At 59.8% G+C, this 25,573-nt stretch carries 18 protein-coding genes and 2 pseudogenes; 11 read left to right on the top strand and 9 right to left on the bottom strand.

Translation table 11 applies throughout. The features are described from left to right. Positions 1-13: 13 nt before the first annotated feature. The 7 genes and pseudogenes from ACVWZ4_RS05370 to ACVWZ4_RS05340 all read right to left on the bottom strand — a co-directional run bounded on the left by ACVWZ4_RS05370 (position 14) and on the right by ACVWZ4_RS05340 (position 5,339). On the bottom strand, positions 14-1,201 hold the full coding sequence (locus tag ACVWZ4_RS05370) for an IS110 family RNA-guided transposase (RefSeq protein ID WP_456705171.1): 1,188 nt from the start codon (positions 1,199-1,201) through the stop codon (positions 14-16). Between the two features lie 173 nt (positions 1,202-1,374). Then, positions 1,375-2,310 (bottom strand): IS21 family transposase, encoded by a 936-nt coding sequence (gene istA, locus ACVWZ4_RS05365; protein ID WP_456790056.1) that lies wholly within the window; start codon positions 2,308-2,310, stop codon positions 1,375-1,377. A gap of 16 nt (positions 2,311-2,326) precedes the next feature. Continuing rightward, on the bottom strand, positions 2,327-2,776 hold the full coding sequence (locus ACVWZ4_RS05360; protein WP_456701641.1) for a sigma factor-like helix-turn-helix DNA-binding protein: 450 nt from the start codon (positions 2,774-2,776) through the stop codon (positions 2,327-2,329). Positions 2,777-2,960: 184 nt separating this feature from the next. Then, positions 2,961-3,218 (bottom strand): hypothetical protein, encoded by a 258-nt coding sequence (locus ACVWZ4_RS05355; RefSeq protein ID WP_456701642.1) that lies wholly within the window; start codon positions 3,216-3,218, stop codon positions 2,961-2,963. 22 nt (positions 3,219-3,240) lie between these two features. Then, positions 3,241-3,555 carry an IS3 family transposase gene (locus ACVWZ4_RS05350; protein ID WP_456701643.1) on the bottom strand — a complete coding sequence of 105 codons (315 nt, stop codon included), beginning with the start codon at positions 3,553-3,555 and terminating at the stop codon, positions 3,241-3,243. A 45-nt stretch (positions 3,556-3,600) separates the two neighbouring features. After that, entirely contained in the window at positions 3,601-3,939 is a 339-nt protein-coding gene (locus tag ACVWZ4_RS05345; RefSeq protein ID WP_456701644.1) for a transposase, read from the bottom strand. Between the two features lie 86 nt (positions 3,940-4,025). Continuing rightward, a pseudogene (locus ACVWZ4_RS05340) lies at positions 4,026-5,339 on the bottom strand (transposase). A 155-nt stretch (positions 5,340-5,494) separates the two neighbouring features. Between ACVWZ4_RS05340 and ACVWZ4_RS05335 the strand changes: the two are divergent. Beyond that, complete coding sequence (locus tag ACVWZ4_RS05335; protein ID WP_456701645.1) at positions 5,495-6,451, top strand: IS481 family transposase; 957 nt, start codon at positions 5,495-5,497, stop codon at positions 6,449-6,451. A 1,073-nt stretch (positions 6,452-7,524) separates the two neighbouring features. Here ACVWZ4_RS05335 and ACVWZ4_RS05330 read toward each other — a convergent pair. After that, the gene (locus tag ACVWZ4_RS05330; RefSeq protein WP_456705363.1) at positions 7,525-7,923 is read right to left on the bottom strand and encodes a hypothetical protein; all 399 of its coding nucleotides are present in this window, start codon (positions 7,921-7,923) and stop codon (positions 7,525-7,527) included. A gap of 681 nt (positions 7,924-8,604) precedes the next feature. Further along, a complete protein-coding gene (locus ACVWZ4_RS05325) occupies positions 8,605-10,119 on the bottom strand; it encodes an ISNCY family transposase (RefSeq protein WP_456701585.1) in 1,515 nt (504 codons plus the stop codon). A gap of 523 nt (positions 10,120-10,642) precedes the next feature. On the opposite strand from ACVWZ4_RS05325, the gene ACVWZ4_RS05320 reads away from it, so the two are divergent. The 10 genes and pseudogenes from ACVWZ4_RS05320 to ACVWZ4_RS05275 all read left to right on the top strand — a co-directional run bounded on the left by ACVWZ4_RS05320 (position 10,643) and on the right by ACVWZ4_RS05275 (position 23,719). Next, complete coding sequence (locus tag ACVWZ4_RS05320; protein ID WP_456701646.1) at positions 10,643-11,107, top strand: hypothetical protein; 465 nt, start codon at positions 10,643-10,645, stop codon at positions 11,105-11,107. After that, the gene (locus ACVWZ4_RS05315; RefSeq protein WP_456701647.1) at positions 11,100-12,599 is read left to right on the top strand and encodes a 3-hydroxyacyl-CoA dehydrogenase NAD-binding domain-containing protein; all 1,500 of its coding nucleotides are present in this window, start codon (positions 11,100-11,102) and stop codon (positions 12,597-12,599) included. Before ACVWZ4_RS05320 ends, ACVWZ4_RS05315 begins: the two co-directional genes overlap by 8 nt. A 79-nt stretch (positions 12,600-12,678) precedes the next feature. Then, entirely contained in the window at positions 12,679-13,947 is a 1,269-nt protein-coding gene (locus tag ACVWZ4_RS05310; protein ID WP_456701648.1) for a Coenzyme F420 hydrogenase/dehydrogenase, beta subunit C-terminal domain, read from the top strand. Positions 13,948-15,043: 1,096 nt separating this feature from the next. After that, positions 15,044-16,669: an ABC transporter substrate-binding protein gene (locus tag ACVWZ4_RS05305; RefSeq protein WP_456790055.1), complete on the top strand. Its 1,626-nt coding sequence runs from the start codon at positions 15,044-15,046 to the stop codon at positions 16,667-16,669. 67 nt (positions 16,670-16,736) lie between these two features. Then, positions 16,737-17,693 carry an ABC transporter permease gene (locus ACVWZ4_RS05300; RefSeq protein WP_456701650.1) on the top strand — a complete coding sequence of 319 codons (957 nt, stop codon included), beginning with the start codon at positions 16,737-16,739 and terminating at the stop codon, positions 17,691-17,693. Between the two features lie 110 nt (positions 17,694-17,803). Next, positions 17,804-18,556 (top strand): ABC transporter permease, encoded by a 753-nt coding sequence (locus ACVWZ4_RS05295; RefSeq protein ID WP_456701651.1) that lies wholly within the window; start codon positions 17,804-17,806, stop codon positions 18,554-18,556. Position 18,557: 1 nt separating this feature from the next. Further along, positions 18,558-20,378: an ABC transporter ATP-binding protein gene (locus tag ACVWZ4_RS05290; protein ID WP_456701652.1), complete on the top strand. Its 1,821-nt coding sequence runs from the start codon at positions 18,558-18,560 to the stop codon at positions 20,376-20,378. A gap of 829 nt (positions 20,379-21,207) precedes the next feature. Then, on the top strand, positions 21,208-22,164 hold the full coding sequence (locus tag ACVWZ4_RS05285) for an IS481 family transposase (protein ID WP_456790054.1): 957 nt from the start codon (positions 21,208-21,210) through the stop codon (positions 22,162-22,164). Positions 22,165-22,170: 6 nt separating this feature from the next. Beyond that, positions 22,171-22,341, top strand: a pseudogene (locus ACVWZ4_RS05280) (IS630 family transposase); the annotation flags it as partial. Positions 22,342-22,957: 616 nt separating this feature from the next. After that, a complete protein-coding gene (locus tag ACVWZ4_RS05275; protein WP_456701654.1) occupies positions 22,958-23,719 on the top strand; it encodes an SDR family NAD(P)-dependent oxidoreductase in 762 nt (253 codons plus the stop codon). Positions 23,720-25,573 lie beyond the last annotated feature (1,854 nt).

Below are 25,573 nucleotides of genomic sequence, written 5' to 3'. Positions count from 1 at the left end.
AGAAGCCCTATCGTCAGTTCAAGGCCACTTTTTTTGGCTTCTCCTTCCAGGCCGCCACCATCCGCTCGTACGCCTGCTCGACGCGTGCGACATAGCCAGCTTCCCGCTCACGCAGTTCCTTGATCCAGTAGTCCCGACCCGGGCCAGCCTTGCCATAGGCACGAGGCGCTCCAGCCTTGAGTGCCACCTTCCGGAGTTTCATCGCTGTGAACGCCGGTCGTGCGTAAGCATAATCTTTCCCGGTCCTCAGGACGTGCCAGATCATCACTGCGAGCTTACGTGCCGTGGCGACGGCCGCGACTCCAGCCCCATGCTTCTTTTGCATGCGATTGAAGAAGGCCCGCAGCGGCCCGGGCGCCGTCTTGGCCGACCAGGCCGCTTCAACCAGCATCTTGCGGGCGTCACGATTGCCCTGTTTCGAGATACGACCATGCCTTGGCGGATGCTCTCCCGATTGCCGAACTCGAGGGGTCAAACCGAAGTAGCTGCTGAGCTTATCCGGTGATTGGAAGCGTGCGATGTCGCCGATGGAGGCCAGTACACTCGATGCGGCGACCGAACTCACGCCGGGGATCGTCATCAGCTTGAGAGCCCGTGGATCGTCCAAAGCCTGTTGGGCCACGACTTTGTCGATTTCCGATAGTTGCTTCGTCACGCGTTCGAGTTCCGTGATAAGACGCTGGAGCATCGCACGCTTCTCCGATGGAAGAGGCAGACTGTCCAGCCAATGCTGTCCGTGCTTGCCGAAGAGATAGCCTTTGTAGGGCGGGATGAGGTTGGCATGCAGGATAGCCTTCATTCGTCCTTTAATCCGGATGATCTGCGCCAAGACGCCAGCGCGCTCGGCCATCTGGCGCCGGCGGCTGTAGGTGTCCTCGTCAGCCACCCAGACCTCCGGCAAGAAGCCAGCAGCATGCAACTTTGCCAGGGTCCCAGCATCGACCTTGTCCGTTTTGACTCGCGCATAGGCGATCGCCCGAACGAGCCTCGGATTGGCGACCGCGACGCGCTTAACGTGCGGGCGCAGAATACGTTCGACCGCCGCGCTGTTGCCCGTTACCTCGATGACCACCTCATCCTCGAGGCTGAGTGTCTTGGCAAAGGCGACAAGCCGATCGTGGACGAGATCAACGCGGAGCTGTCGGATTATTGTTCCGTCCTCCAGGATCGCCACTTCGGCGAAGGATCGGTGGATGTCCATGCCGACGATTTGCATGCTTGCTTCTCCTTTGTCTCAGGAGCCAGTGGCTTGCACGACATCTACGGATCCGCGCTCGCAGCGCAGCCGGGCAAGTCGTAGGGGCGGCCAAGTAACAAAGCGAGCTCACAGCTCATGGTCATGGCGGCCTGCCACCGTTTCGTGCTCCAGCGCCCCTATCCCGGCTTGGACAGACTAATCCGGACGACCGGTCCTCTCCACCGGGTTTGAGCGCTGAAAACATCATGCCCTTTAAGAATGCCGATGGCCGAACGGAAGCCCTGTTCCGGATGCGGCCGCGACCGCAGGATGACGTCGATCAGCGTGTCGGCGTCGGGGCCGACCTTGGCGGCTTCGGAACGAATGCGCTCATGGGTCCAGTCGCGATAGCGGCGATGCGAGCTCGGCATATGCTCGGGAACCGTGGTCGGGCGATGCGGCAAGGTGCTGCGCAGATGCGAGGCCACCCGCTTGCCGCGGAGGAAGATCTCGACGGTCTTTTGGGTGACGCGAGCCTCAACCTCCTGATGCACGAGGTTGTGAGGGACGCTGTAGTAATGCTTGGCGATCTCGACGTGATAATCGAGCTTGACCCGGCAGCGCTTCCACTCGGCATACTCGTACGGTTCATCTGGCAAGGGCGTGAGCGCCGGACGATCGAGCTCCTCGAACAGTTCGCGCCGACTTCGCCCCCAGCTCCGCAACGGTCGATTGTTGAGATCGACGAGCAGCGCGTGGATCGCCTCGTTGAGGGCGGCGAGCGAGAAGAAACGGCGGTTGCGCAGGCGCGCCAGAATCCATCGCCCGACGATTTGGACCCCGACTTCGACCTTGGCTTTGTCGCGCGGCCGATACGGCCGTGCCGGCATGATGGCGGTACGGTAATGGCGGGCGAGATCGGCATAGGTCCGGTTGACCATCGGCTCGTGAAAGCAGGCCCGGGTGATGCCGGCCTTCAGATTGTCGCTCACCGTCTGCCGGGCCACACCGCCGAAAAAGCAAAAAGCCCTATGGGAGCCGATCCAGTCCGGCAGGCTCTGGCTGAGGCTGGCCTCAGCGTAGGTGTAGTTCGAGGCGCCGAGCACAGCGACGAAGATCTGCGCGCTGCGCACCTCACCGCTGAGCCCGTCAACTACCTCCATGGTGTGGCCGGAATAGTCGACGCAGCTTCTCGCCGGCGACATGAACCTGGCGCAGGGTCGGCTTGAGGCGGCCGGCCCATTCCTTGTAGCGTTCGCAGAACCACGAATAGCTGAAGCTGTCGGAGTTTGCGTCGCAATACTCCTCCCACAACAGCATCAGCGTGACGTTCGGACGCCGCAACTCGCGATGCACGAGCGTCCAATCCGACTGCGGTCGCTCGTCGCTGGGCCGATCGGAGGGTGGCGGATACAAGCGGTTCTCGAGCTGGACGTCGTCATCCAGCTCGGGCGGCAACGGCCAGGTCAGGCCGGCGCGGCGGGTTCGATTGAGGTACTTGCTGACCGTGCCCTGGGCCAGACCGAGGCTGCGGGCAACGGCGCGCTGCGACATGCCGACGCTGTAGTGCAGGCGTAGAACTTCGCGAACGTGGCGCATGGACAGTCTCTCTGTAGGCATCTCGATCCTCTGCGGTTGGGCAAAAGACCGAGCTACCCCGGTTACAGACTGTCAGCGGTGGACGCCTCCTGGTTGTCCCCCATCATGATCGCTGGAAATAGCGATCACGATCGGCTGGAAACGGTGATCACGATCGGCTGGAACACGCAGCAGGGCTCGAGGTTCAGGGCGGCGGCAATCTCAAGGGTAGGATAGGCGGCGAAGATGGATCCATGTCGGTCAGCCATTGCACCTTGCGCGGAGCCCGGATGTCGGCGAACCGCTGTTCGACACAGTGGACCATCATGTCCTGGATGATCTCGCCGGAGATCCCAGCCGTTGTGGCCACCCAGCTCATGACCTCGCGGTCGTGGCTGTCCAGGGCAAAGGCAACCCGCACGATCTCCCCATTCCAGCGGGTGAACTCCAGGCCTCCGAACACCAACGCTCGTTGGAGCGGCTTGTCATGATCGTTCCGTCATGGGCCCGCGGGTGCGGCGCCCTGTATGCCGGGCCAGCAACAAGCCGCTCTTCTTCATCAGTCGGTAGCCGCGCTTGGCGTTGACAGGATCGTTACCGGCGGATCGCCGCTCGCGCTTGAGGAGCGCGGCGATCCGCCGGTATCCATAGCTTGGGCGGCTATCCACCAGGCGACGGATATCAGACGTGAGCTCCGCATCCCCGGCGCGCGTCTGGGGACCACGCTTCGGGCGCTTGCCACCCGCTCGCTCAATCAGGTTGGAACGGGCCACCCCGAGGGTCTTTGTGATCCGTTTCACGGGTATCCTCCCGTGCCTGCGATCGCGACAGCAAGGTCGGTTTTTTTACCGGTGCAAGATCAAGAGCCTCCTTGAGGATCTCGATCTCATGGTCTTGCGGCCCAGCAGGCGTTCGAGGTCTCGAACCCGTTCCTCCAGCCGCCGGACCTCGGACGCGGCGACCACATTCTCGTCGGTCCGCACCGCTTCCTCGCCCCCTTCACTCATCAGCCGTCTCCATCGGAAGACCAGGCTCGGAGAGAGCCCATGGCGACGATCAACATAGCTGATCGACATGCCCGGTTGCAGCGTCTCGTTGACGACCAAAAGCTTCTGCTCCGCCGTAAACCGCCGCCGCCGGGCAACGCCGGTGATGACTTCCACCTTCGAAAACGTGTCGGACATAGGATGCCTATAGGAGCCCGTCTGAGTAATGCCTTAGCGTACGCGGAGGAGAGAGGTCGTATTTTTTGCATCGCGCCCGTTTGAGATTAGCGGGCGCCAGCCAGTTTAAGAAGATTGTGGGCAGTGCAAACCAACGCCCACTCACACCGCACTTTGTCGAGCCCTCGCAGCAAGAATTGACGAAAACCTCTCGCCTGTTTGATTTGTCCAAACACTGGCTCGACCACTTGCTTTCTCAGCCGATATCGACTCCGATAGCCACCGCGTTTAAGCTTGGCTGCCATTGCCATCATCCGCGACTGCTTCTTGAGCCGCCTCCATGTTGTTTTCGGCACATCCCGGCGCCGACCTCGTCGGCAGGCCAAATAGGCGCTGATACCTCGCTCAGCCAGAGCCTTAGCTTCGCTCGCAAACCCATTGTCCGCCGAAATCTCGATTGGCTTCCGTCCGAATGCTGCCCTCGTAGCGTCAATCAGTGGGATCAGTCCATCAACTTCGCCGCTGTTCGTTATCAGCGGTGCGAGACAATGATTTGTCTTTCCGCATCAACCTCGAGTTGACCATTGTACCCCGCAATAAATCCATCTCTCGTGGGCAATATACGACTGTCTGGATCGGTGAAGTTGCGCTGCGCTCTCTCGGGTGGTTTTCAGTCAAGCGAGCGATTGGGTCGCCCATAAGTCCGCATTCCAGAAGATGGTCCAGGCCCGTTAGGGTCGACCATCCCTGCGTCGCGCCTCGCCTCCTCTTCGAGTACCGTCTTCGCCATTCGAATGCGATCAAGACGCTCTTGTTTTGTTTTGATCCACGCAGGCATCTCATCGCCTCGACATGATCCATGTTCGGCGTCGTCTACGCCATCATGGCGCTCTGCCGTTTCGAACCAGCTGGCGATCTGGGATGCCAGCTCGCTCTCACTTTGCCGCATGCGGGCATAGCTCATCGCCTTTGTGACGGGAGGCATTCGCCTTCAACTTCGTGCCATCGACAGCGACGTGGCCGAGGCTCACCAAGCCCGCTGCGCGGCACAGTCGGAGAACTTGCAGAAACAGATCCGCAAGTGGAGAGATGACGCTTCCGAAAATCACTAATGGTACGGAAGTCCGGTCTGTTCATAGCGGTTAACGCCATGAAATCCAGACGCTCCTCACAGCACCGGGAGATCCGTCGCGACGAATAAACGCTCTGTGTATAGGCATATAGGAGCAGAGCGACCATCACACCCGGGTGGTACGGCGCGTATCCACGATCGTCGTCGTAACTCGAAAGGGGGTTAGGTCAAGTTGGTGCCGAACCAGATCGCGGACGAAATGAGCGATATGATCGGCCGGCACAAACTCGCCTAGCGAGGGTGGGAGCAGCCAGTCTTGGTCAACATCCCTAGGGCGAAATGTCTTCATTCAAAAATTGAATCGCGATCAGATCGATACGGCAACGAAATACTCAGACAGGCTCCTAGGACTAGGCCTAGCTGTGGTCTCTCAAGAGGTTGTCCATCTGGTCTGAACCGAGGAAGCTGAGGTTGCGAAGCTTCAGTGTTCCAAGGAAAGACCAGATGAACGTCCACAAGAATGCGCCTTTGACGCCCAAAGGTCGAGAGGCGATGGTGCGAAGCGTAGTCGAGGGTGGGTTGAGCCAGGCCGGCGCGGCTGACCTTTTCAACACGACGCCGAAGACGGTCGCCAAATGGGTCAAGCGCTTCCGCGAGAACGGTGTGGCTGGCTTGCTCGACCGCTCGTCTCGACCTCATTCATCGCCGAGCCAAACCCTGCCGGCCACGTGCACCGCCATCGAGGCCTTGCGCCGGCAGCGCCACACCGGCCAGCAAATCGCAATCGAGGTCAAGGTGTCGCCAGCCACGGTCAGCCGAGTGCTTCGTCGTTTGGGCTTGAACCGGATCCGCGATCTTGAACCGGCCGAGCCGGAGCGCCGTTATGAGCGTGAGTCTCCAGGCGAGATCATTCACATCGACATCAAAAAGCTCGGGCGTTTCGAGCGGGTTGGTCATCGCATCACCGGCGATTCAAGTGGTCCAAACAGGAGCCGAGGCGTCGGCTGGGAGTTCGTCCACGTCTGCATTGACGACCATTCCCGCGTCGCTTTCTCGGAGATCAAACCGGACGAGACGGTGGACAGCGCGGTGTCTTTTCTCAAGGCGGCTGTGGCTTATTATGGAGGCCTTGGGGTCACCGTCACGCGCGTCATGACCGACAATGGCGGTTGCTACCGATCTCACGCCTTCGGCGAGGCGTGCCGCGACCTGGGCATCAAGCACATCCGCACCAAACCCTACACGCCGAGAACGAATGGCAAGGCAGAGCGCTTCATCCAAACCGCACTACGGGAATGGGCTTATGCCAAAGCCTATCCAACCTCCAATCGCCGCGCCCAAGAGCTGCCGATCTGGCTGCATCGATACAACTGGCACCGGCCTCATGGTGGTATAAAGTCACAAACCCCGATCAGCCGCCTCGGTCTGACTGAGGTCAACCTCTTGAGGCTCCACACCTAGCTCCTCCGGCTAACGCCGGTGTCCGGTTCGAAACGGGGGGGCAGTTGCGAGTGGCCTTCGAGACGCTTCCGGATGATCTGCAGCTAGTGCGGCATCTGTCAAGCTGCCGAAGCCATTCGCTTTGACATCGCGTCCACGCGCGATGCTTCCAGGCGGTCGGCAGGTCATGACGGCGGTCGGTAGTGCGCACACTGCGCGGCGCCGCCATGATGGCGCGGATACCCATGATGGAGCTGCAGATTAACTCGACTGCGCTCGCAAGCTCGAGTCCTGATCGCTACACTGAACAGTAAGGGCGCAAAAGCTGGCCGGGAAGCGACCCAAGCTACGCACAAGGCTAAGCAAGTCAACACGCCCACCTTCAGTTCGGACGCACCATCTGCTCGATCGGCCAAGGCTGAGTTCATCCATCGAGACGATCCGCGCGGCACTGGTAGGCAACAATCGACACGAACATGTCCTCGCGTGACCCAATCGCTGGAACTTTACGACGTCTACTAAGCGAAGATTGCTTTCGTCGCGGACACGGAGATCCTAGTGGGGCAGCCGCACTGTTGCGGTTGGCAGCAACGACCGTCGGACGTAGCGACGCATTCTATCGCCGACTATCGTCACATGGGGGTAAGTCAAAAGCGGTGACAGCGACCGCTGGGACGATCACAGTTCTATTTTTAAACACTCTTCGGCACGGCATGAGCTACAGGGATCCAGGTGCCAACCGGCTATGAGCAACAATACCGCAGCCGCATTTTTGCGAACCTTCGACGCGGTGCCAAGTCGCTAGGTTTTGAATTCCAGACCATTCCGGGAACCTTGCCGCGGAGATTTTGTTGCCGGGTGCAAGGCAGAGGCAGGAAGTGAAGTGCTTAGCACTCGGCCAGGCCCTCAGATCGGTGCCACACTCGCCGACAAGCTTACAAAGTTCAATGCCAGCTGTGGTAGAAATCCATGGATCCCGGTCAGATCGACGCCGGCACTCCGTAGAGTGCAGTTCGGAGGTTGAGACGCGAAACTGGCTGTTTCTTAGGAAGTCGATCGCGATCTTCGCCGGAACCCGGACATGAGCTTCCGCTTCATCGAAGGATCGGAAGCTGCCACGTAAGAGGCCAGAGGAATGAAGCTCGCGCAGCCACGCAGCGTCGCTGACGTCGGTCTTGCGTCCAGGAACGTTCTTGGCGTAGCGCGCATTGACCAAAAATCACATCAAACCCGCGCTGCTCCAGAATCTCGTAGACGGGGATCCCAATTGATCCGGTAGAGTCCATCGCGACACTCGTCACGCCGCAGGCTTTGAACCAATCTGCCAGATCATGCAGGTTTTGGGTGAATGTGCCAAAAGAGCGCACAGCTGCGTCGTTAGAATCGGTGGGGTTAACCGCAGCCCTATGCAGCCTTGATCCGATGTCGATGGCCGCGGCCCCGACGTCGATCAGCTTCAGTTCCGGTCGGGCTTCGGTCGTCCTCTTGGGCATGGCAATCCTCCAATCAATGAGTGAGTAGGAGCGTCTGGGCTATGCCAATCGTCATCTTCCTAATCGGGATCGCTGTCGAAGCAGCGTCACCACTCTCAAGTCCGCATGCACCCATGGACCATCTTTTTAACGGGGGGGGTGAGCCTCCAATAATCAACCGGCCGCTACCCTCCCAGCCGGGAGGGTATACAAGGCTGTTTCTAAGCCGCACAGGCGCGCCGCTGTGCTAGACGGTTTTTTAAAATGTCGCGCTCCATGCGGACCCGTTCGTTCTCCTGGCCCAGCCGTGCGATCTCCGAAGCCTGGTCCGCCGCCATCGGCGTCGCCTGCGTGGGGGGGCGCCACGCCGCCGATGCCGGCTCCTGCCGGAGCTTATCCACCCAGCGTCGCAGCACCGATTCGCGAAGACTGATCTTCCCCCAAATGAGCGGATAGGGTTCGCAGTCTTTAGCTCGATCTCGATCGGGGCGGTATATCCGATGGCGGAGTGAAGCCGGGTTCGATTGAACAAGTATAGCGCGACAATCTGGATGGGAAGCCGTATTGCCTCATGTACTGATGCTCCCGGGTGCGATCGGTTGCCTCATTTATTTTGCTCCTGGCCTGAGTTGAGGAGGAGGCCGGGTGCGGAGATGGCCGGGGTTTCGGAGCGCCCGGCCTCCTCCGCTGGTACCTCGCACGTCATTGGGGTGTTGTGACCTCGTACCCTGGCGGCGTTTTCTCGCTAGGAGCGAACAGCAGCGCATTCGCTTGCTCGCTGCGCCAGGATTTCAGCCGACGTTGAAGGGTTCGAAGAAGCTTCTTCGGATAGGCTCCAGGATATTCCATCTGCAAGCGCGAGAGCAGTTCGCTGCCAGTCCGCCAAGGCTCAGCGTCAAACCATTTTCGCAAATCTGGCGTTGCCCGGATCAGCGGGTCGGGACGACGTCGGCCTCTTTTCGTCTTCACGAGTGGCCGATCCGTCGGTCGCATGGCTCCGTCCTTCCAGGCCGTGCGCAAGCTTGCCAGGAAGCGATCGATCGGTTGCGATGCCACAGCAGGATGGCCGATTGGTTGGGTATCAGCGAGGGCCGCGAGGCGCTCCTGCACGTCGCGGATGTCGCGCAACAACGCGACTGGATCGAGAGCGGCATAGATTTCTTGGAGATGATGGCGGACAGCGTCAGGCGTGCGGGCGTCCGCTGCCAGGCGCTGGTGTGGTGTAGCCGGCGCGCTGTATGTCTTGCGTACACGGGCACCTTCGCGCTGCTTGGCTATCAATTTGAACGAGGGTTGGAAGAAGTTCACGAACAGCCGCGCCGATCGATAGAGTTCAGCCAGCAGCTTGGCCGCTTCCAGGCCCTCGAACCGACGATAGCCGACTATCCTGCGCACGACGGCGCCGTTCTTCTGCTCGACGAACGCCTGGTCATTTTTTCGGTAGGGCCGGCAGCGCGTGAAGACGATGTTGGCCGCCTCGCAGTAGGCTTTCAGCGTCTCGTTTATGAACACCGTATCATTGTCAGTATCGAAGCCGAGCAGCGCAAAAGGCAATTGTTTGCGCAATTCCGTCAGGACCGTGCTCAACAGCGTCTGTTCGCGCACGATCAGAGGAGCGCACTCCGTCCAGCCGGTAGCAATGTCGGTGAGCACGAGGGTCTGGATGAAGCTGCCGCGCGCAGATGGACCGCTATGCGCGACAAGGTCGGCCTCGACGAATCCAGGCGCCGGATCATTCCAATCTGCCGACGTCCTTATTGGAACACTGCGACGCAACGAGTGCGTCGCGTGCCGCCGACGCTTGCGACCTAATCCTTCTCGGACCCGCACCAATGCGCGGTCGATCGTCGCAGCGCTCATTGCCAAAAGTTTGTCGCGGATCTCGGGGGCAAGGTCGAGGTGGCCATGCCGTTCCATCGCCTCAATCAACGCAGGCATTAACGCCTTCAGCCGCTTCCCGCAGATCCGGTCTGACGCCTCCCAAAGGAGCACGAGCGCGTTGTGTTCTACCTCATTATACATTCGACGTCGCGCCCTTCGGCTTGGGCGCGCGTCTTCCTGACCTCGAAGTAGTCGCATCGCATGCTTGCGATGGAATCCGGTGATGTCGACGAACTCGTCCAATATCCGCGTCTTCTTCGCGCGATCCGAACGCCGATAGCGCGCGCCTGCTGCCGCCGTCAGTTCCTTCCGCGTTGCCATGCTTAGCCACCCCATCTTCGCCCCCGCTCGCTCCCGATCCAAGGGAGCAATTTACGTGAGGCAACGGCTCAGCATCCGGTAACAATTAGGGCGAGGCAATGCGCTCTTCCATCCTGATTGCCGCGCCGCAAACAAGCCTTCGATGAAGGCGAAGAGCTGTTGCCGGTTTGATGGACACCGAGATTAGGTGTTTCATGAAGCCCGAGGAACGCGGTTTGTCATGACAGCTTGTCCAGTTGACTACGGCAATGTGGGAAGTCCAACTACCATCAACGTCGATGAGAGAGTAGCCCGGCAGGTCGACGTCCTTCCTGGTCTCAAATAGGCCGCCGCACGAAGTTCGCGGGTGGTACGCAGATTGCTAGATGAGGACTGCGGCACGGGTTCGCGGCGACCTGTTGCAAGGCGCGCGCCCGATGATATCCGCTCGGTGCTCGTCATCAATTTGCTAACTCTGCTTGCGGTTTGAGCCAACGCAAAGAAGAGCATGTCGGATTTAGAGGGTTCGGCAAAAGAGAGTAATCACAGGAGCAAGAGAATGATTCCCGAAGTTTTTAACACCTGTGCGGTAACAAGAGCTGGTCCGAATACGGAGCATAACTCTCATCTGCCGGTGCCTCGGGAGCAACTCGTGCGCTCGGCGGCGCGGGCGGCCCGCAGGGGTTGGCCCATCAACGTGTGTGATCCCGAACCCGAGCGGGGCTCGTCGGCTGACGGAGTGCCCGACGATTTGACGACCTTTTGGTTCACCGGCATCCCTGGCGCGCTGTCCAGTCCGGCCGTCTCGGCCGGACAGATGCAATTCCAAACGTTATCGCTGCGCTCCGGTGAGTGCGAACGTGTGCGTTCGGTTGAAAGACAAGGTATTTCTCATTGGGCAGGCGAGCGACTGATGCAGAACTCGCGCAAGGGACTCCACGCATGCGATTGGGTGATGAGCCGGATGAAGGGCCAGAAGCGCCCGCTGAAGAGTCATACCGAGGAGTCCAAAGTACATGGCTGAGAGTTCAAAGTTCACATCGAAGAGGCGGCCACGAGCGGTCGGACTGCTGGGAGGAGGGGTCATCGGCGGCGGGTGGGCTGCGCGGTTTATCCTCAACGGGGTAGATGTGCGGCTGTATGGCCCGTCGATTGGTGCGGTCAAGCGAGTCGAGGAGATGCTGGTTAATGCGCGGCGGGCATATGGGCGCCTGACGGAAGTCCCGCTCCCGACTGAGGGAACCTTGACGGTAGTGGAATCGGTAGTGGACGCGGTTCACGGGGTTGAGCTCGTGCAGGAGTCGGCACCGGAAAATCTAGAACTCAAACAACAATTGCTTGCGGCGGCCAGCCGGGCGGCAGCTCCTGAGACCCTGATTTGCTCCTCGACCTCGACGCTTCGACCGTCGTTGCTGCAGGCGGAGATGGATCATCCCGAGCGCCTGCTGGTCGCGCATCCATTCCACCCAGTGCACCTGCTGCCATTGGTAGAACTGTGCGCTGGACAGTGCACCGCACCCGAGATGCTGCTGCGGGCCACGGAGATGTACCGGTCCGTGGGGATGCACCCCCTTATAGTACGCAAAGAGGTTGACGGGTTCATCGCAAACCGTCTGCAGGAGGCAGTCTGGCGCGAGGCCCTATGGCTGGTGCACGACGATGTAGCGACGGTGCAAGAGGTCGATGAGGCGGTCCGCTACTCTTTCGGACTGCGTCGGCCAATCTTGGGCCCCATCGAGACGTACCGTTTGGCGATCCCTAAGATGGGGGGACGCCGCGCCATGGAAGCAATGGGACCCTCGCTGAAATCGCGTGTGTCCAAGCTCACCGAGGTGCCCGAGCTCACCGACGCGCTCCTGGACAAATTGGCCGAGCAGTTGGATGCCGAGGCTGGGAACATGACCGTCTCTGATCTCGAACACAAGCGCGACGACTGCCTCGTGGCCGTGATGCAGGCCCTGCGTGCTCAGGGCTGTGGTGCTGGCGAGACGCTCATGCGCTGGGAACACGAGCTGCGCGACTACGTTCCACAACCCATTCACGGGCCCGGTCCGTTGCGAATGCCGTCGCAGCAAATACCGTCTGACTGGCTTGATTACAACGGCCGCGTCAATGAGAGCCGGTTCCTGCAGCTCATCGGCAACGCCACGGATGAATTGCTCCGTTACATCGGGGTCGACGACGAGTACCTCTCAAACACCGGCAGCTATCACACGCTTGACACGCACTTGTCTCGCATCTTGAAACTGCACGCCGGCGACCGCATCCAAGTGGTCACACAGGTACTTGGCGCTGATGACAAGAGCCTTCATGTCTTCCACGTGATCACTCGTGAGGCCGATCAGAGACCGGCGGCCACAGGCGAGCAGATGCTGATTCACGTCGGTGTTAACAGCGGGGGCAGCAAACCCACACCCGTAAAGGGAAGCATGCGAGAGCGCGTTCTGGATTTGGCTGGGCTACACGCGCAGTTACCCCGTCCGGAGCGCGCCGGTTCAGGCATCAGCCTGGGCTGAGTGTGAACTCACCGGCGGCATGCGATTGTACCAATCCCGCTCGGGCTCAGGCAGCCTTCGCAACACTTCAGAGGACCCAATGACCCGCAAACACTTGCTCGGCAGGAAAACCTTCGTCGCACCAGCCCGAGATGTTGAGGATGTGGTGGGCGCTGGCCTGTGCGCAGGCTGTGGTCTGTGCGCGAGTATCGCTGGCGGTGCGATATCAATGGGCATCAACGTGGAAGGCAATATGCGGCCGCTTGTCCGAGGTGACCTTGCGGCCCATAAAAAGCAGGAGATTATGGCTGTCTGTCCGGGAGTATCAGTCTATGGACCTGGCACACCAAAAGGCATCACCACTCATCCCATTTGGGGACCCGTTCGCGAGATATACAGGTCCTGGTCGAGCGAGCCGATCGTCCGTCACAAAGGTGCCGCGGGCGGCACACTGACGGCTCTGGGCCGATATCTACTTACTAGCGGCGACGTACAAGCGGTTCTGCATGTACGGGCCGACAGTCGAAAGCCGTGGCTGACGACATCTACGATCTCCAGGACGCCGGATGAAGTCCTGCGCGGTGCTCAGTCTCGTTATGGCCCATCGTCGCCTCTCGTCAATGTGCACCGGCTGCTTGAGGAAGGTAAGCGGTTCGCCGTGATTGGCAAACCCTGCGACATCTCGGCCGTTCGTGCTCTCGCGCGGATCGACCCTCGGATCGAGCGGCTGATCCCCTACAAGTTGAGCAACTTCTGTGGGGGTGTCCACTCCGTCCACATCGCGAAGGCCGTAATTCGCCACCACGGCCTCGACGAGTCGGAAGTCGCCGTATTTCGATATCGTGGGGAAGGATGGCCTGGGCCGCTGCGTGTGCAGACCCGCGATGGAACCGCTTACGACTTGCCGTATCCAGACGCTTGGCACATGGGTAAATTCGGCTACGAACTCCCGTTTCGCTGCAAAATCTGCCCGGATGGAGTGGGTGAAGTCGCGGACATTTCCGTTCCCGATGGTTGGATCCTTCAGAACGGGAAGCCTGTTTACGCTGAAGCGCCGGGAATAAACGTCTCTATTGTTCGCACGCTGGTCGGCGAAGAGTTGCTCAATGGAGCGGTTAGCGCTGGCTATCTCGAGATTTCACCGGTCTCAGTAGAGGAGATCGAGCAAATGCATACCAACCATCACAGAAAAGCTGCAGCTCCCGCTGCTTTGTTCGCACTGCGGCTCATGCGCCAAAGGACGATCAAGGCCGTCGACTATCGCACCAGAGAGGGGCTAAGGCGTGCCGGCTTGCGCGCGATCATCGAGCAATTCTCAGGGACGGTGAAGCGCGTGCTTGCCGGAGAGAACCGAGAGCACTTGATCTAGATGTCTGGCCCAGAAGTGTTGCAGAAAAGCTCATGTCTTGCTGCGCCGTCCAAAAACGTAAACTGTTTAGATGCGCAAAGGCAATTCATTGCTTTGAGACTCAATCACTGCAGCTCGCGAACATACATCGAGCTACCAGTCACCGATGAGCGAGATAGTACGAGACACTTTCCAGTTTGGTCTTTTCCAACGATAACGATCCTCGAGGGCTACCCGTAAGCTTGGAGATGTCAAGTTCACAGCAGCAACGAGTACGAGGTCAATTGAATCGCGTATTTTTGCCGACCAAGGGAGGCTGCGCGCCAGTCAGACCCGTGGTCGGCGGAAAACCGCAACTCACGAAGCGGGCGTACTCGACTGATTGATTTTCTGCTATAGTTCATGCGCTTGTTCGCTGCGAGTTCTGTCTCGCCCTTGAACTCACCGTATTCGACTACGACGATGTGGTTGCCGGGTTCGTCGCTCTTACGGTTGAAAGCAACCTCGAGCCTGTGTGCATGAGGAATTGCGGCAAGGAGCGATAGGCCTTCGATTATCCGTTCGATGTGGTCTTTTTCTCGGCGGAGAATAAGCGATGTGACGAATCACAGACGACCCGAGCTGATTTCCGGAGCAGGTCAACTAACTAGCTTGGCATGAAGCTCAGAGCGGCGGCTTCAACTGCATGCCGGTGTGATCGGTACGTATCGCGCCTTTGGTTTGCCCCGTGCTCTCTTGAGTTGCCGATCTTCACCGATCCGCTCGGCGATGACGCGCGCCTCCGCGTCTAAACCTAGCCCGGGTACCCGGAGCTAATGGCCTACTTGGCGGAGTGAGAATATCAGCAGCGCGATCGGGCCGCCGCGGTCCTCTATTCCAGCCGAGGGATTGGACAATCCTGTAGCGGGAGGAGCGTCGCAATTAACGGTTCTTCGGACTTAGCGCATTATTTCGTCGCCCCACCATGTCCTATTGATGAAATTCAGCTCTACGGGCTGATAATATTTTGGAAACAAAAAGCCTTCTGTCGACCTAGGTCGCGGAGTCAGAATAGGCCGCAACCCAGAATTCGGCGAGCTGAACGAGCCTGCCTTGCAATCGCCAGGAGGAGTGATCGATGTCCGATCTACAAGAACTGAGGAAAGACGAAATGGTCACCGGCGATGTGCTGCGCCTAGGCGAGGCGGTTCGGCGCGGAGCGTCGCGGCGGGACGTGGTGAACCTCCTCGTTTCGGCCGGTATGTCAGTCGCCGCCGCTGGCACGTTCGCGATGTTCGCCCAGACGGCGCATGCGGAAGCCCCGCGGCGTGGAGGTAGGATTAAGGTCGGCACCAATGGGAGCTCGGCCACGGAGACGCTGGACCCGGCTAAGGCGTTGACTCAAACTGACTTTTCGCGCGCTTTCATGTTCTACAACGGGCTCACTACGCTGGATGAGACTCTGACCCCGCAACTCGACCTCGCCGAGGAAATAGCGCCCAGCGAACGAGCCACGGTGTGGAATATCAAGCTGCGTCGCGATGTGCGCTTCCATGATGGGTCTCCATTGACCTCCGCCGACGTGGTCTATTCCTTGCGACGCCACAAGGATCCAGCAGTCGGCTCCGCGATGCGTACCCTCGTTGCGCCTATGGAGGAGATTGTGGCTACCGGGCCGAATGAGGTACGCATCCGACTGAGCGGTCCCAACGCCGACTTGCCGACCATCTTCGGCAACTGGCAATGCGTGATCGTCAAGGACGGCGCCACTGATTTCCGAACGGCGAATGGCACCGGCCCGTACAAGTGCCAGGAATTTCAGCCGGGCGTGCGCTCGCTCGCGGTGCGAAACGCGGAGTACTTCAAGCCCGGCAAGCCCTATCTCGACGAGATCGAGCTTTTCGGCCTTCCGGACGACCAGGCGCGTGTCAACGCGCTACTCGCGGGAGACATGCAGTTCGTCGGCACAATTAGTCCGCGCCTGGTGCCGCGCGTAATCTCAGCCTCTAACCTTGCACTCTTCGAGACTAAGGGCGGAGCATACCATGATCTCGTCCTCCGCCTCGCCGAAGAGCCCGGATCAAATCCTGACTTCGTGCTGGCCTTAAAGCGCATGTTCAACCGCGAGCAAATTCGCCGAACAGTCTACCGGGGGTACGCGGTGATCGCCAACGACCAGCCGATTGACCCAACCAACCGCTTCTACGATGCGAGGCTGCCCCAGCGCGCCTTCGACCTCGACAAGGCGCGCTTCCATCTGCAGCGCTCCGGCTTCGCCAACCAAGCCTTCCCAATAGTGGTATCCCCCGCGGCGCCAAACTCAGAGGAGCTGGGGCAGGTCTTGCAGCAGGTCGGCCAGCAGATTGGAATTAAGTTCCAATTGCAGCGCGTACCGGCCGATGGGTATTGGTCGATCCACTGGGCGAAGCACCCAATCTTCTTCAGTAGCATCCCGCCGAAAGCGAGCGTGGATCTTACATTCACTCAGTACTTCTATTCGCAAGGGCCATTTAACGAAAGCGCTTGGCGCAATGAGCGTTTCGACGCGCTTCTGCTCGAGGCTCGTGCGGAGACCGACAACGAAAGGCGTCGCGAGAAATATTCCGAGATGCAGCGTCTCGTGCACGAAGGTTCCGGTGTTTGCATTCCAGTGTTTGCGAGCTATCTCGACGCCCATGTCAGCAACCTGAAGGGACTGCGGCCAATTCCGACCGGCGGCATGATGGGATACAATTTCGCCGACAATATTTGGCTCGACCAATGACCTTGGTTACGGCATGTTCTGAGCGGGCGCCGAGCACTCAGAGCTTGGCACTGGGACGACGGCAAATATGAAGAATACGTTGGTTGGCCTCTTGGCAAGCAGGATCGTGATCGCGATCCTGACGCTCGGTTTCGTCTCCGTTGCCGTATTCGCTGGTACGGAGATCCTGCCGGGCGACGTAGCAGAGGCGGTGCTCGGGCAAAACGCGACACCGGAAGCCGTGGCAGGCCTACGCCACGCTCTGCACCTCGATCAGCCCGCCTATGTGCGCTATTTCCTTTGGCTTGGCGGGCTGCTCTCGGGCGACCCCGGCCGATCGCTGGCAAACAAGCTGCCGGTGGCTGGATTGATCGCAAGCCGTCTTCCGAACTCGCTGATGCTCGCCGGTGTGACGGCGATCGTGTGCGTGCCCATCGCGCTCGCCCTCGGCATTGCCTCGGCAATCTGGCGCGGCAGCGCTTTGGACCGCGTCGCAAATTTGCTCACAATGTCCATCGTAGCGGTGCCCGAATTCTTGATCGCAACACTGAGCGTCATCGTATTCGCCGTGCATCTGCGCTGGTTTCCGGCGTTGTCCTACGCGGACGGGATCGTCTCCTTCGGCCAGTTCTTTCGCCTGTTCGCGCTACCGGTGTTCACACTAAGTTGCGTGATGATTGCGCAGATGATGCGCCTGACGCGCGCGGCTGTCGTCGACACACTGCGCTCGCCCTATATCGAGATGGCGGTGCTCAAGGGGGCGCGGCCAATGCGGGTCGTGCTGATGCACGCTCTACCGAACACCATCGGTCCGATCGCGAATGCAGTCGCGCTTAGTCTTTCCTATCTTCTCGGCGGTACCATCATCGTCGAAATAATCTTTAATTATCCGGGTCTCGCGCGCCTTCTCGTCGATGCTGTCTCGACTCGGGACATGCCGCTCGTTCAGGCCTGCGTAATGATATTTTGCTCCGCCTATCTTTTCCTCGTGATGCTCGCCGATATCGCCGGCATCTTATCCAACCCGAGGCTTCGTTACCGATGAGCGCTGATCAAACAATCATAGCCGTCGAATCACGAAGCCAGCTTCGACGCCGCCCCCGATTGCCACTCGCCGGTATCGTTGGCGGGGGCTTCGTCGTCTTCTGGGTCATCATGACTATCATCGGACCCTATGTCGCGCCCCATGATGCCGGCGCGCTAGTCGATGACGACGTGTTCGGTCACATGCGCTGGGCGGTCCCGCTCGGCAGCGACTTTCTTGGGCGGGACGTGATGAGCCGCGTCCTGGTTGGCGCGCCCTACACGGTCGGTGTCTCCGCGACGGCGACTATTCTCGCCGTTCTCTTAGGCGGCACGCTCGGCATGCTGGCCGCTGTTTCGCGCGGGCCCGTCGATACGGCCCTCAGCCGCTTCTTCGATGCGCTGATTTCGATCCCGAGCAAGATGGCTGCCCTCGTGATTATCGCCGCACTCGGCTCGTCGATCCCGGTGCTAATTGGGACGGCCGCCATGATCTATACGCCCGGCGCCTTCCGCATCTGGCGCGCGCTCGCCATCAACGTGAACACGCTCGATTTCGTCGAGGTGGCGCGCGCCCGGGGAGAGGGAACGGGCTACCTTATCCGCCAAGAGATCCTGCCGAACATCGCCGGTCCGGTACTGACTGATTTTGGCCTGAGGTTCGTCTTCACGGTGCTAATTCTTTCTAGTCTTTCCTTTCTCGGTCTCGGCGTGCAGCCGCCGAATGCCGATTGGGGCTCGCTTGTCCGCGAGAACATCACCGGACTGGCCGATGGCGCGCTCGCGGTAGTCGTGCCGGCGGTTGCCATCGCGACCTTGACGATCGGTGTTAATCTGCTGATCGACAATTTGCCGAGCCGCTGGTCCTTGAGCGGCGAGAACTGAGATGGCGCCGCTCTTAAAAGTCGAGAACCTGCGGGTGATGGCGCGTGACGACTATGGGCGTAATCTCGCTATCGTCGAGGATGTCAGTTTCGCGGTTGAGCCGGGCGAGGTCGTCGCCTTCATTGGCGAATCCGGCTCCGGCAAGACGACCATCGCACTCTCGCTGATGGGCTATACCCGCCCGGGGTCGCGCATCGTCGGCGGGAACATCACTTTCAACGGGCGCGAAGTGCTTGCCATGAGCCAAAGCGAGCTAGCGTCCCTACGCGGCCGGGATATCGCCTATGTGCCACAGAGCGCGGCGGCCTCCTTCAACCCGGCGCGCCCGCTCCTCAAGCAGGTCATTGAGAGCTCGCAAATACACCGCGTGATGCCGGTGGCCGCTGCCGAGGCGAAGGCGCTCGCGTTGTTTCGCGAGCTCGTCCTGTCCAATCCGGAGCAGGTCGGCGAGCGCTATCCGCACCAGGTCTCGGGTGGGCAGCTACAGCGATTGCTGGCAGCGATGGCGCTTGTCACCGAGCCGAAGCTCGTCATATTCGACGAACCGACCACGGCCCTTGATGTCACGACGCAGATCGAGGTGCTGCGCGTCTTCAAGAAGACGATCAAGGAGCGCGGTACGACCGCAGTCTACGTCTCCCACGACCTCGCAGTAGTTGCGCAAATAGCCGATCGCATTATTGTGCTGCGCGAGGGCACTATCCGCGAGGTCGATGCGACTGGGCTCATCCTTTCGTCTCCGAATGACGATTACACCAAGAGCCTCCTCGCCGCTGCCGAACCTCAGGTTCGGGCCGCGGCCTCCACTGCCGCGCTGCCGACGGCTCCGCCCGTCATTAAGGTGAGGAGCGTCATTGCCGGCTATGGCATAGCCGACCGCGACGGCATCCCCGCGGCGCCGGTGCTGCGGGACGTTAGCCTCTCGATTAAAGCAGGGAGCACGCTTGGCGTCATCGGCGAGTCCGGCTGCGGCAAGAGTACGCTCGCCCGTGTCATTGCCGGCCTTTTGCCCGCTGCGCGAGGCGAGGTGGAGCTGCATGGCATACCGCTTCCGCGCAGCGCGGCCGAGCGCACGCGCGAACAGCTGCGGCGCATCCAGATCGTCTTCCAGATGGCGGATACTGCGCTCAACCCGGCGCACCCGATCGGCCGCATCCTCGGCCGGCCGCTGGAGTTCTATTATGGCCTTTTTGGCGACAAGCAACGGCGGCGAGTCGCTCAACTCCTCGATATGGTACGCCTACCTGCAGGGATAGCCGAGCGCTACCCGAGTGAGATATCGGGCGGTCAGAAGCAGCGCGTCAACCTCGCAAGGGCGCTCGCAGCCGAGCCCTCGTTGATCCTGTGCGACGAGGTGACGTCTGCGCTCGACACGGTGGTCGGCGCCGCGATCCTCGGTCTTCTTGCTGAGCTGCAGCGCGAACTCGGGGTTGCCTACCTGTTCATCAGCCATGACCTGTCGACGGTGAAAGCCGTGTGCGATGAGGTGATGATCCTCTACGCCGGGCAAATGATGGAGTATGGTAGCCGCGGAGCGCTGCACCAGCGTCCTCTCCATCCGTATTCCGATCTCCTCATTTCGTCCGTGCCCGAGCTGCGGCAAGGTTGGCTGGAGCGCATTGGTGACAAATATCTCAAGGAAGCCGCGGCCGGAGTTGCGCGTTCCGGGCGGGGAGAGGCCTGCAGCTTCTTCGAGCGCTGCTCGGTGCGCATTCCCGGTCGCTGCGACGTTGAGGCCCCCCCCCTGCGCCATCTATCGAAAGGCGCCGACATTCGCTGTCAGCGTACAGAAGAGGAACTCGTCAATCTGAGTGCGCGGTAAGCGACCCGTCGCTGCACAATATTGAATTCAGGAGCGTTCCTGGCTCGATAGGAGGCCAGCATGGATGGGCAAGCCTTATTCTCTGGATCTACGTCAACGTGTCGTAGCCGCGATCGAGGGCGGATGTCCTGCAATCGAGTCGCCAAGCAGTTTGGGGGGCGATCAGCACCGCCGTCGGCTGGATGCATCGTGTCGATGAGACCGGCAGCGTTGACCCTGGGCAGGGGCGGTCACCCAGCCGAAGGCGGTTTCGGGAGACCACGCCGTTTGGCTATCGCAGCGGATCAAGCACGGCGATTTCTTCATTCGTGGTCTCTTTGCCGAGCTCGCCCGTCGCGACCACTCGGTGTGGGACTTCGTGCATGCCGAGAAGCTCAGCCTCAGCGGTGGTGGCTGGCGAACGCGATCGACCCGAGGTCGCGAGGCGGCGAGCGCAGTGGACAAAGTACCAAGATCACGCCAAAGCTGAGCGTTCGACGAGACCTCGACCAGGACCTATATGGCGGACTTGCGATGATGGGCGCCGCGCGGGAGCAGTCTTCACGCCAAGGTTCCGAACGGCGGCTGGAAGACCATGACTTTCCTAGCTGCCCTGCCGGATCGATGCGACATGTTTCATCGAGGGGCGATCGATGGCGTGAGCTTTCGCACCTCTGTTGAGAAAGTCCTTCTGCCCGCCCTTCGACTCGGCGACGTCGTCGTCTTGGACAACCTCGGCAGCCATAGGAGTAAAACAGTTCCCTAGCTGTGGTCTCTCAAGAGGTTGTCCATCTGGTCTGAACCGAGGAAGCTGAGGTTGCGAAGCTTCAGTGTTCCAAGGAGAGACCAGATGAACGTCCACAAGAATGCGCCTTTGACGCCCAAAGGTCGAGAGGCGATGGTGCGAAGCGTAGTCGAGGGTGGGCTGAGCCAGGCTGACGCGGCCTTCCAGTTCAACACGACGCCCAAGACCGTTGCCAAATGGGTCCAGCGGTTCCGTGAGGACGGTGTGGAGGGGTTGCGTGACCGCCCCTCAAGGCCGCACTCATCGCCGAGCCAAACTCCTGCGGCCACATGCACGGCTATCGAGGCCTTGCGCCGGCAGCGCCACACCGGCCAGCAAATCGCAATCGAGGTCAAGGTGTCGCCAGCCACGGTCAGCCGAGTGCTTCGTCGTTTGGGCTTGAACCGGATCCGCGATCTTGAACCGGCCGAGCCGGAGCGCCGTTATGAGCGTGAGTCTCCAGGCGAGATCATTCACATCGACATCAAAAAGCTCGGGCGTTTCGAGCGGGTTGGTCATCGCATCACCGGCGATTCAAGTGGTCCAAACAGGAGCCGAGGCGTCGGCTGGGAGTTCGTCCACGTCTGCATTGACGACCATTCCCGCGTCGCTTTCTCGGAGATCAAACCGGACGAGACGGTGGACAGCGCGGTGTCTTTTCTCAAGGCGGCTGTGGCTTATTATGGAGGCCTTGGGGTCACCGTCACGCGCGTCATAACCGACAATGGCGGTTGCTACCGATCTCACGCCTTCGGCGAGGCGTGCCGCGACCTGGGCATCAAGCACATCCGCACCAAACCCTACACGCCGAGAACGAATGGCAAGGCAGAGCGCTTCATCCAAACCACACTACGGGAATGGGCTTATGCCAAAGCCTATCCAACCTCCAATCGCCGCGCCCAAGAGCTGCCGATCTGGCTGCATCGATACAACTGGCACCGGCCTCATGGTGGTATAAAGTCACAAACCCCGATCAGCCGCCTCGGTCTGACTGAGGACAACCTCTTGAGGCTCCACACCTAGCTCACCCGCTCCGTCTCCGCCAAACTCTTCTACTCGCCCGACCTGAACCCGACCGAACAGGTCGCTGCCAAGCTCAAGCATCTGCTCCGCAAAGCTGCTGCGCGAACCGTCGACGCGATCTGCGCCGCAATCGGCCATGCACTCTATGCCTTCACTCCTGAGGAATGCACTAACTATCAAAAATCCAGGCTATCGAACTTAATGCCATCACGTTCAGGCACTGAAACAATGAGCTTCTTGGTGACCGCAGGCGCCTCATGCGGGCGAGCTCGTCAGTATTATTGTTTGGTCTGCTAGACTCCGCTGTTGCTCGCGTTTTGGCGCAGCCGCACGATTTGGTACCGCCGCGCCACCAGTCTGCGCTTGCGTTCGGTCTCCGCGTCAGGTGTCCAGATCTGCGGGAGGTATCCTCCCTCTGCAGACTGGCGAGCGTGCCGGCATCGATCTCGTCGGTCTTGACGTGAGCCTGGGGTTTGCCTTCACCCGCAACAAATTGCCGATGATCACCCGCGCCACGAATGGCGCCGGCATTCGTGACACTGACCATGCTGTGCCGGTACCTTCTAACACAACCTCATCGCGGGCCAGCAGGGTCATGCCAAATCGCTCCGGCGCAGTTCGCGTCATATCAACGCGGCCGGGCCCCGACCTGGATCGATGTGGATATGAGCGACGATTGAAATCCTCACGTCCCCCGGCTTTTCGCCGAATTTCTGCTGTGCAGGGCGCGCCTTCGCAGCGATTCCACCCGAAACCGAGATAGCCTCGCGGTTGCTTGAAAAGGGAGGAGTCGATGATTTCCTATGACTTGAGGGGAAAGGCAGCACTTGTGACAGGCGCGGCAAGTGGAGTTGGATTTGCTACTGCGAGAATGCTTCTCGAGAGCGGTGCAGTCGTCGCCCTCAACTTTCTTCCCGATGATGCCCGGGGCCCACAAGCCATTGCTGAACTGCGGGAGGTAGGCAAAGTGATCGCCGCTCCGGGGGACGTCGGCGATCCGGCATCCGCCGAACGGATGGTCTCGAACGCTTTGACTGCGCTAGAGAGGATAGATTTGCTCGTTAATAATGCGGGCGCTCCTGGAGTACGGGAATCTATACCGCCTGCACGTCTAGACCTCATGACGGAAGAGCTTTGGAAGCTTCTCCTTGAGGTCAACCTGCTAAGCGTATTTCGATGCTCAAAGACCGCAGCTTCAGCATTGAAAGCGTCAAAGGGGGCAATCGTGAACGTTGCAACAGTCGCTGCTTTTGATCTGAAGGGCAGCAGCATGGGCTATGCTGCTGCAAAGGCGGGAGTAGTAAGTCTCACCAAAAATCTCGCCCGGGCACTTTCCCCTGAGGTACGTGTCAATGCGGTCGCGCCCGGGTACATTAACAGCCCCTGGATGCCTTGGCCGGCAGAGACACTGCGTGCGGGAGTTGAAAAGCCTCTGCTGAGACGCATGGCCGAACCACAAGATATCGCCGACCTCATTGTCTATCTCGGTTTCGGTGCCAACATGGTAACAGGCGTAACCGTTCCCGTCGACGGAGGTCTAACAATTGCTTCGTAAGTCAGGCTTCGAAATCGACCGTCAATTCCGAACATGGTCGTCGTACCAAGCTGAAGCCTTTTTCAGGGGACGAGAATCATTGTCGGATCGTTCTCCGACATAGTTGGTTCACGCGCCGCCGCGTAGTTACTTGATCCCTAGCCATATGATGGGTTTTTTTGTCTAGAAGTCTAAAGCAAGCTGTTTTAGATGGAAACGTGGCCTGAGCTTTTGAAACAGTTGGCGCACTCTTTGGCAGAGAAGTCGATGCACCGCGCCGCAAGATCACGCTGTGTAAGCCTGGGATGTTCCGGAAGAATCTAGGTGTAATGCACAAGTCAGAGCTCGCGCCGACCATGTAATATCCCAAGCTGCTCGCCGGCTCCATTCGGTCGAAACGGCGACGATCTACTTTGAGGACGGGTTGGTGCCTGTGTCCCAGGTCACACGCATTGTAGAGCCCGAGTCGTGCTGGCCGGTGCGGAAGTCGGTCGCAACAAGTAGCGGCCAAGCTGGCTGGAGCGGGGGACGTAGGTAAATGGCGGCGGCGCTTTGTAGAGCAGCGGGTGGTCGGCTGCACGATGAGCCGCGCTCGGGGGCACCGCGCACCAGTGACGTTGCTCGCATCGAAGCCAATCGTAAGGACGATGGCAAGCTGCCCCGAAACACCACTCATAGAGTTCTCGCGGTATTGCAAAAGCCAGCGGCTTGTCAGCATCGACGGTGCAACGTATCTCGCCGGCCTTGGGCTCACGCCGCCCCCGGCTGCAGACACCAAAGCTCTCGACCGATCCGAACTTTGTGGCCAAAGTGCGCGGCGTTATTACGTGTCGTTGCCGGCACTCGCCACCGATGTGTGTTGAGGAAAAGTCTCAAATACAACCGCTGGACTGCAGTCAACCGATGTTGCCGATGCGTCTCGGCCAGGTCGCCCGAAGGAGCCACGATTATAAAAGACACGGCACCACATCGCTGTTCGCCGCCCTCGACGGCGATCCGGCCGGTTATCGGTAAGTCGCCGCCCACCGCGGAGTTCAGCAAGTTCCTTGAGACTTCGAGGCTGCCCTGCCGCGCGAACGCGAGGCCCATCTCGTCATGACAATTAAGCCACGAAGACCCAATGATCGTGAGATGCGTGGCCAAAAGACCGCGCTGGCACGTGCACCTGACCCCGACCAGTTCGTCATGGCTCAACCAGGTCGAGCACTTCTTCGCGCTCCTCACCGGTAAGAAGATCAGGCACGATCACGCTGCGAGGGCTTTCCCGGCATCGTCGAGCAGATCGCATATCATGGGTACTTGGACAATCGGGATTTTTCATTTCAATCCCTCCGCAAACTACACCGCGCTGTACGTGCCGTAAGCCTCGTCGTTAAGTTGACGTTCTATGTGGCAGGCGATCTTCGTTAAGGAGTAGAGGCGGATTGTCAGGTAATTCAGATAAGACGAGCATTTCGCAGAACGTGCCTGGCCGTCTCTGAGCCTCATAAATGCCGGTTGGACTACGGGACCGAAGCACGATTAATGCCAATCCGGCAAAGCCTCGTTCGCGAAAGCTGCTGAGTTCTTTGACAAGCTGGCTACGGGATACGAAAGTAAGCGCCCCTGGGTCTCAACTACCAGCCTTAGTGATTGATCCAAATCTGAAACTTGTTTTTGATTAGCACCTCTGCCAGGAGTTCGCCATGCAACACCAACCGCAATCTCTTCTCGTTAACCGCGCTGGCCAAGCGGCGACTTGCGACCAAGAGAAATCTTCACGATCGAATCATATTAAACGTGAGCGGGAGCGCCGAGGTGGTACCCGCACGTGCAGTCTTCAATGACTCTGGCCGTCGACTTCGCGACAAGGTCGAGCAGTGGCATTCGGCACAG

The organism is Bradyrhizobium sp. USDA 4472 (genome assembly GCF_054058595.1).
The sequence above is the reverse complement of the archived record's forward strand: the minus strand, read 5'-3'. Positions and strand labels throughout refer to the sequence as shown.

What these genes read in the sequence shown, in the direction of transcription:
- ACVWZ4_RS05305 (WP_456790055.1), top strand. Translation starts at nt 15,044, where the DNA reads ATGTCCGATCTACAAGAACTGAGGAAAGACGAAATGGTCACCGGCGAT.
- ACVWZ4_RS05300 (WP_456701650.1), top strand. Translation starts at nt 16,737, where the DNA reads ATGAAGAATACGTTGGTTGGCCTCTTGGCAAGCAGGATCGTGATCGCG.
- ACVWZ4_RS05285 (WP_456790054.1), top strand. Translation starts at nt 21,208, where the DNA reads ATGAACGTCCACAAGAATGCGCCTTTGACGCCCAAAGGTCGAGAGGCG.
- ACVWZ4_RS05310 (WP_456701648.1), top strand. Translation starts at nt 12,679, where the DNA reads ATGACCCGCAAACACTTGCTCGGCAGGAAAACCTTCGTCGCACCAGCC.
- ACVWZ4_RS05290 (WP_456701652.1), top strand. Translation starts at nt 18,558, where the DNA reads ATGGCGCCGCTCTTAAAAGTCGAGAACCTGCGGGTGATGGCGCGTGAC.
- ACVWZ4_RS05330 (WP_456705363.1), bottom strand. Translation starts at nt 7,923, where the DNA reads ATGCCCAAGAGGACGACCGAAGCCCGACCGGAACTGAAGCTGATCGAC.
- ACVWZ4_RS05315 (WP_456701647.1), top strand. Translation starts at nt 11,100, where the DNA reads ATGGCTGAGAGTTCAAAGTTCACATCGAAGAGGCGGCCACGAGCGGTC.
- ACVWZ4_RS05360 (WP_456701641.1), bottom strand. Translation starts at nt 2,776, where the DNA reads ATGCGCCACGTTCGCGAAGTTCTACGCCTGCACTACAGCGTCGGCATG.
- ACVWZ4_RS05295 (WP_456701651.1), top strand. Translation starts at nt 17,804, where the DNA reads ATGACTATCATCGGACCCTATGTCGCGCCCCATGATGCCGGCGCGCTA.
- ACVWZ4_RS05325 (WP_456701585.1), bottom strand. Translation starts at nt 10,119, where the DNA reads ATGGGGTGGCTAAGCATGGCAACGCGGAAGGAACTGACGGCGGCAGCA.
- ACVWZ4_RS05345 (WP_456701644.1), bottom strand. Translation starts at nt 3,939, where the DNA reads ATGTCCGACACGTTTTCGAAGGTGGAAGTCATCACCGGCGTTGCCCGG.
- ACVWZ4_RS05370 (WP_456705171.1), bottom strand. Translation starts at nt 1,201, where the DNA reads ATGGACATCCACCGATCCTTCGCCGAAGTGGCGATCCTGGAGGACGGA.
- ACVWZ4_RS05275 (WP_456701654.1), top strand. Translation starts at nt 22,958, where the DNA reads ATGATTTCCTATGACTTGAGGGGAAAGGCAGCACTTGTGACAGGCGCG.
- ACVWZ4_RS05335 (WP_456701645.1), top strand. Translation starts at nt 5,495, where the DNA reads ATGAACGTCCACAAGAATGCGCCTTTGACGCCCAAAGGTCGAGAGGCG.
- ACVWZ4_RS05320 (WP_456701646.1), top strand. Translation starts at nt 10,643, where the DNA reads ATGATTCCCGAAGTTTTTAACACCTGTGCGGTAACAAGAGCTGGTCCG.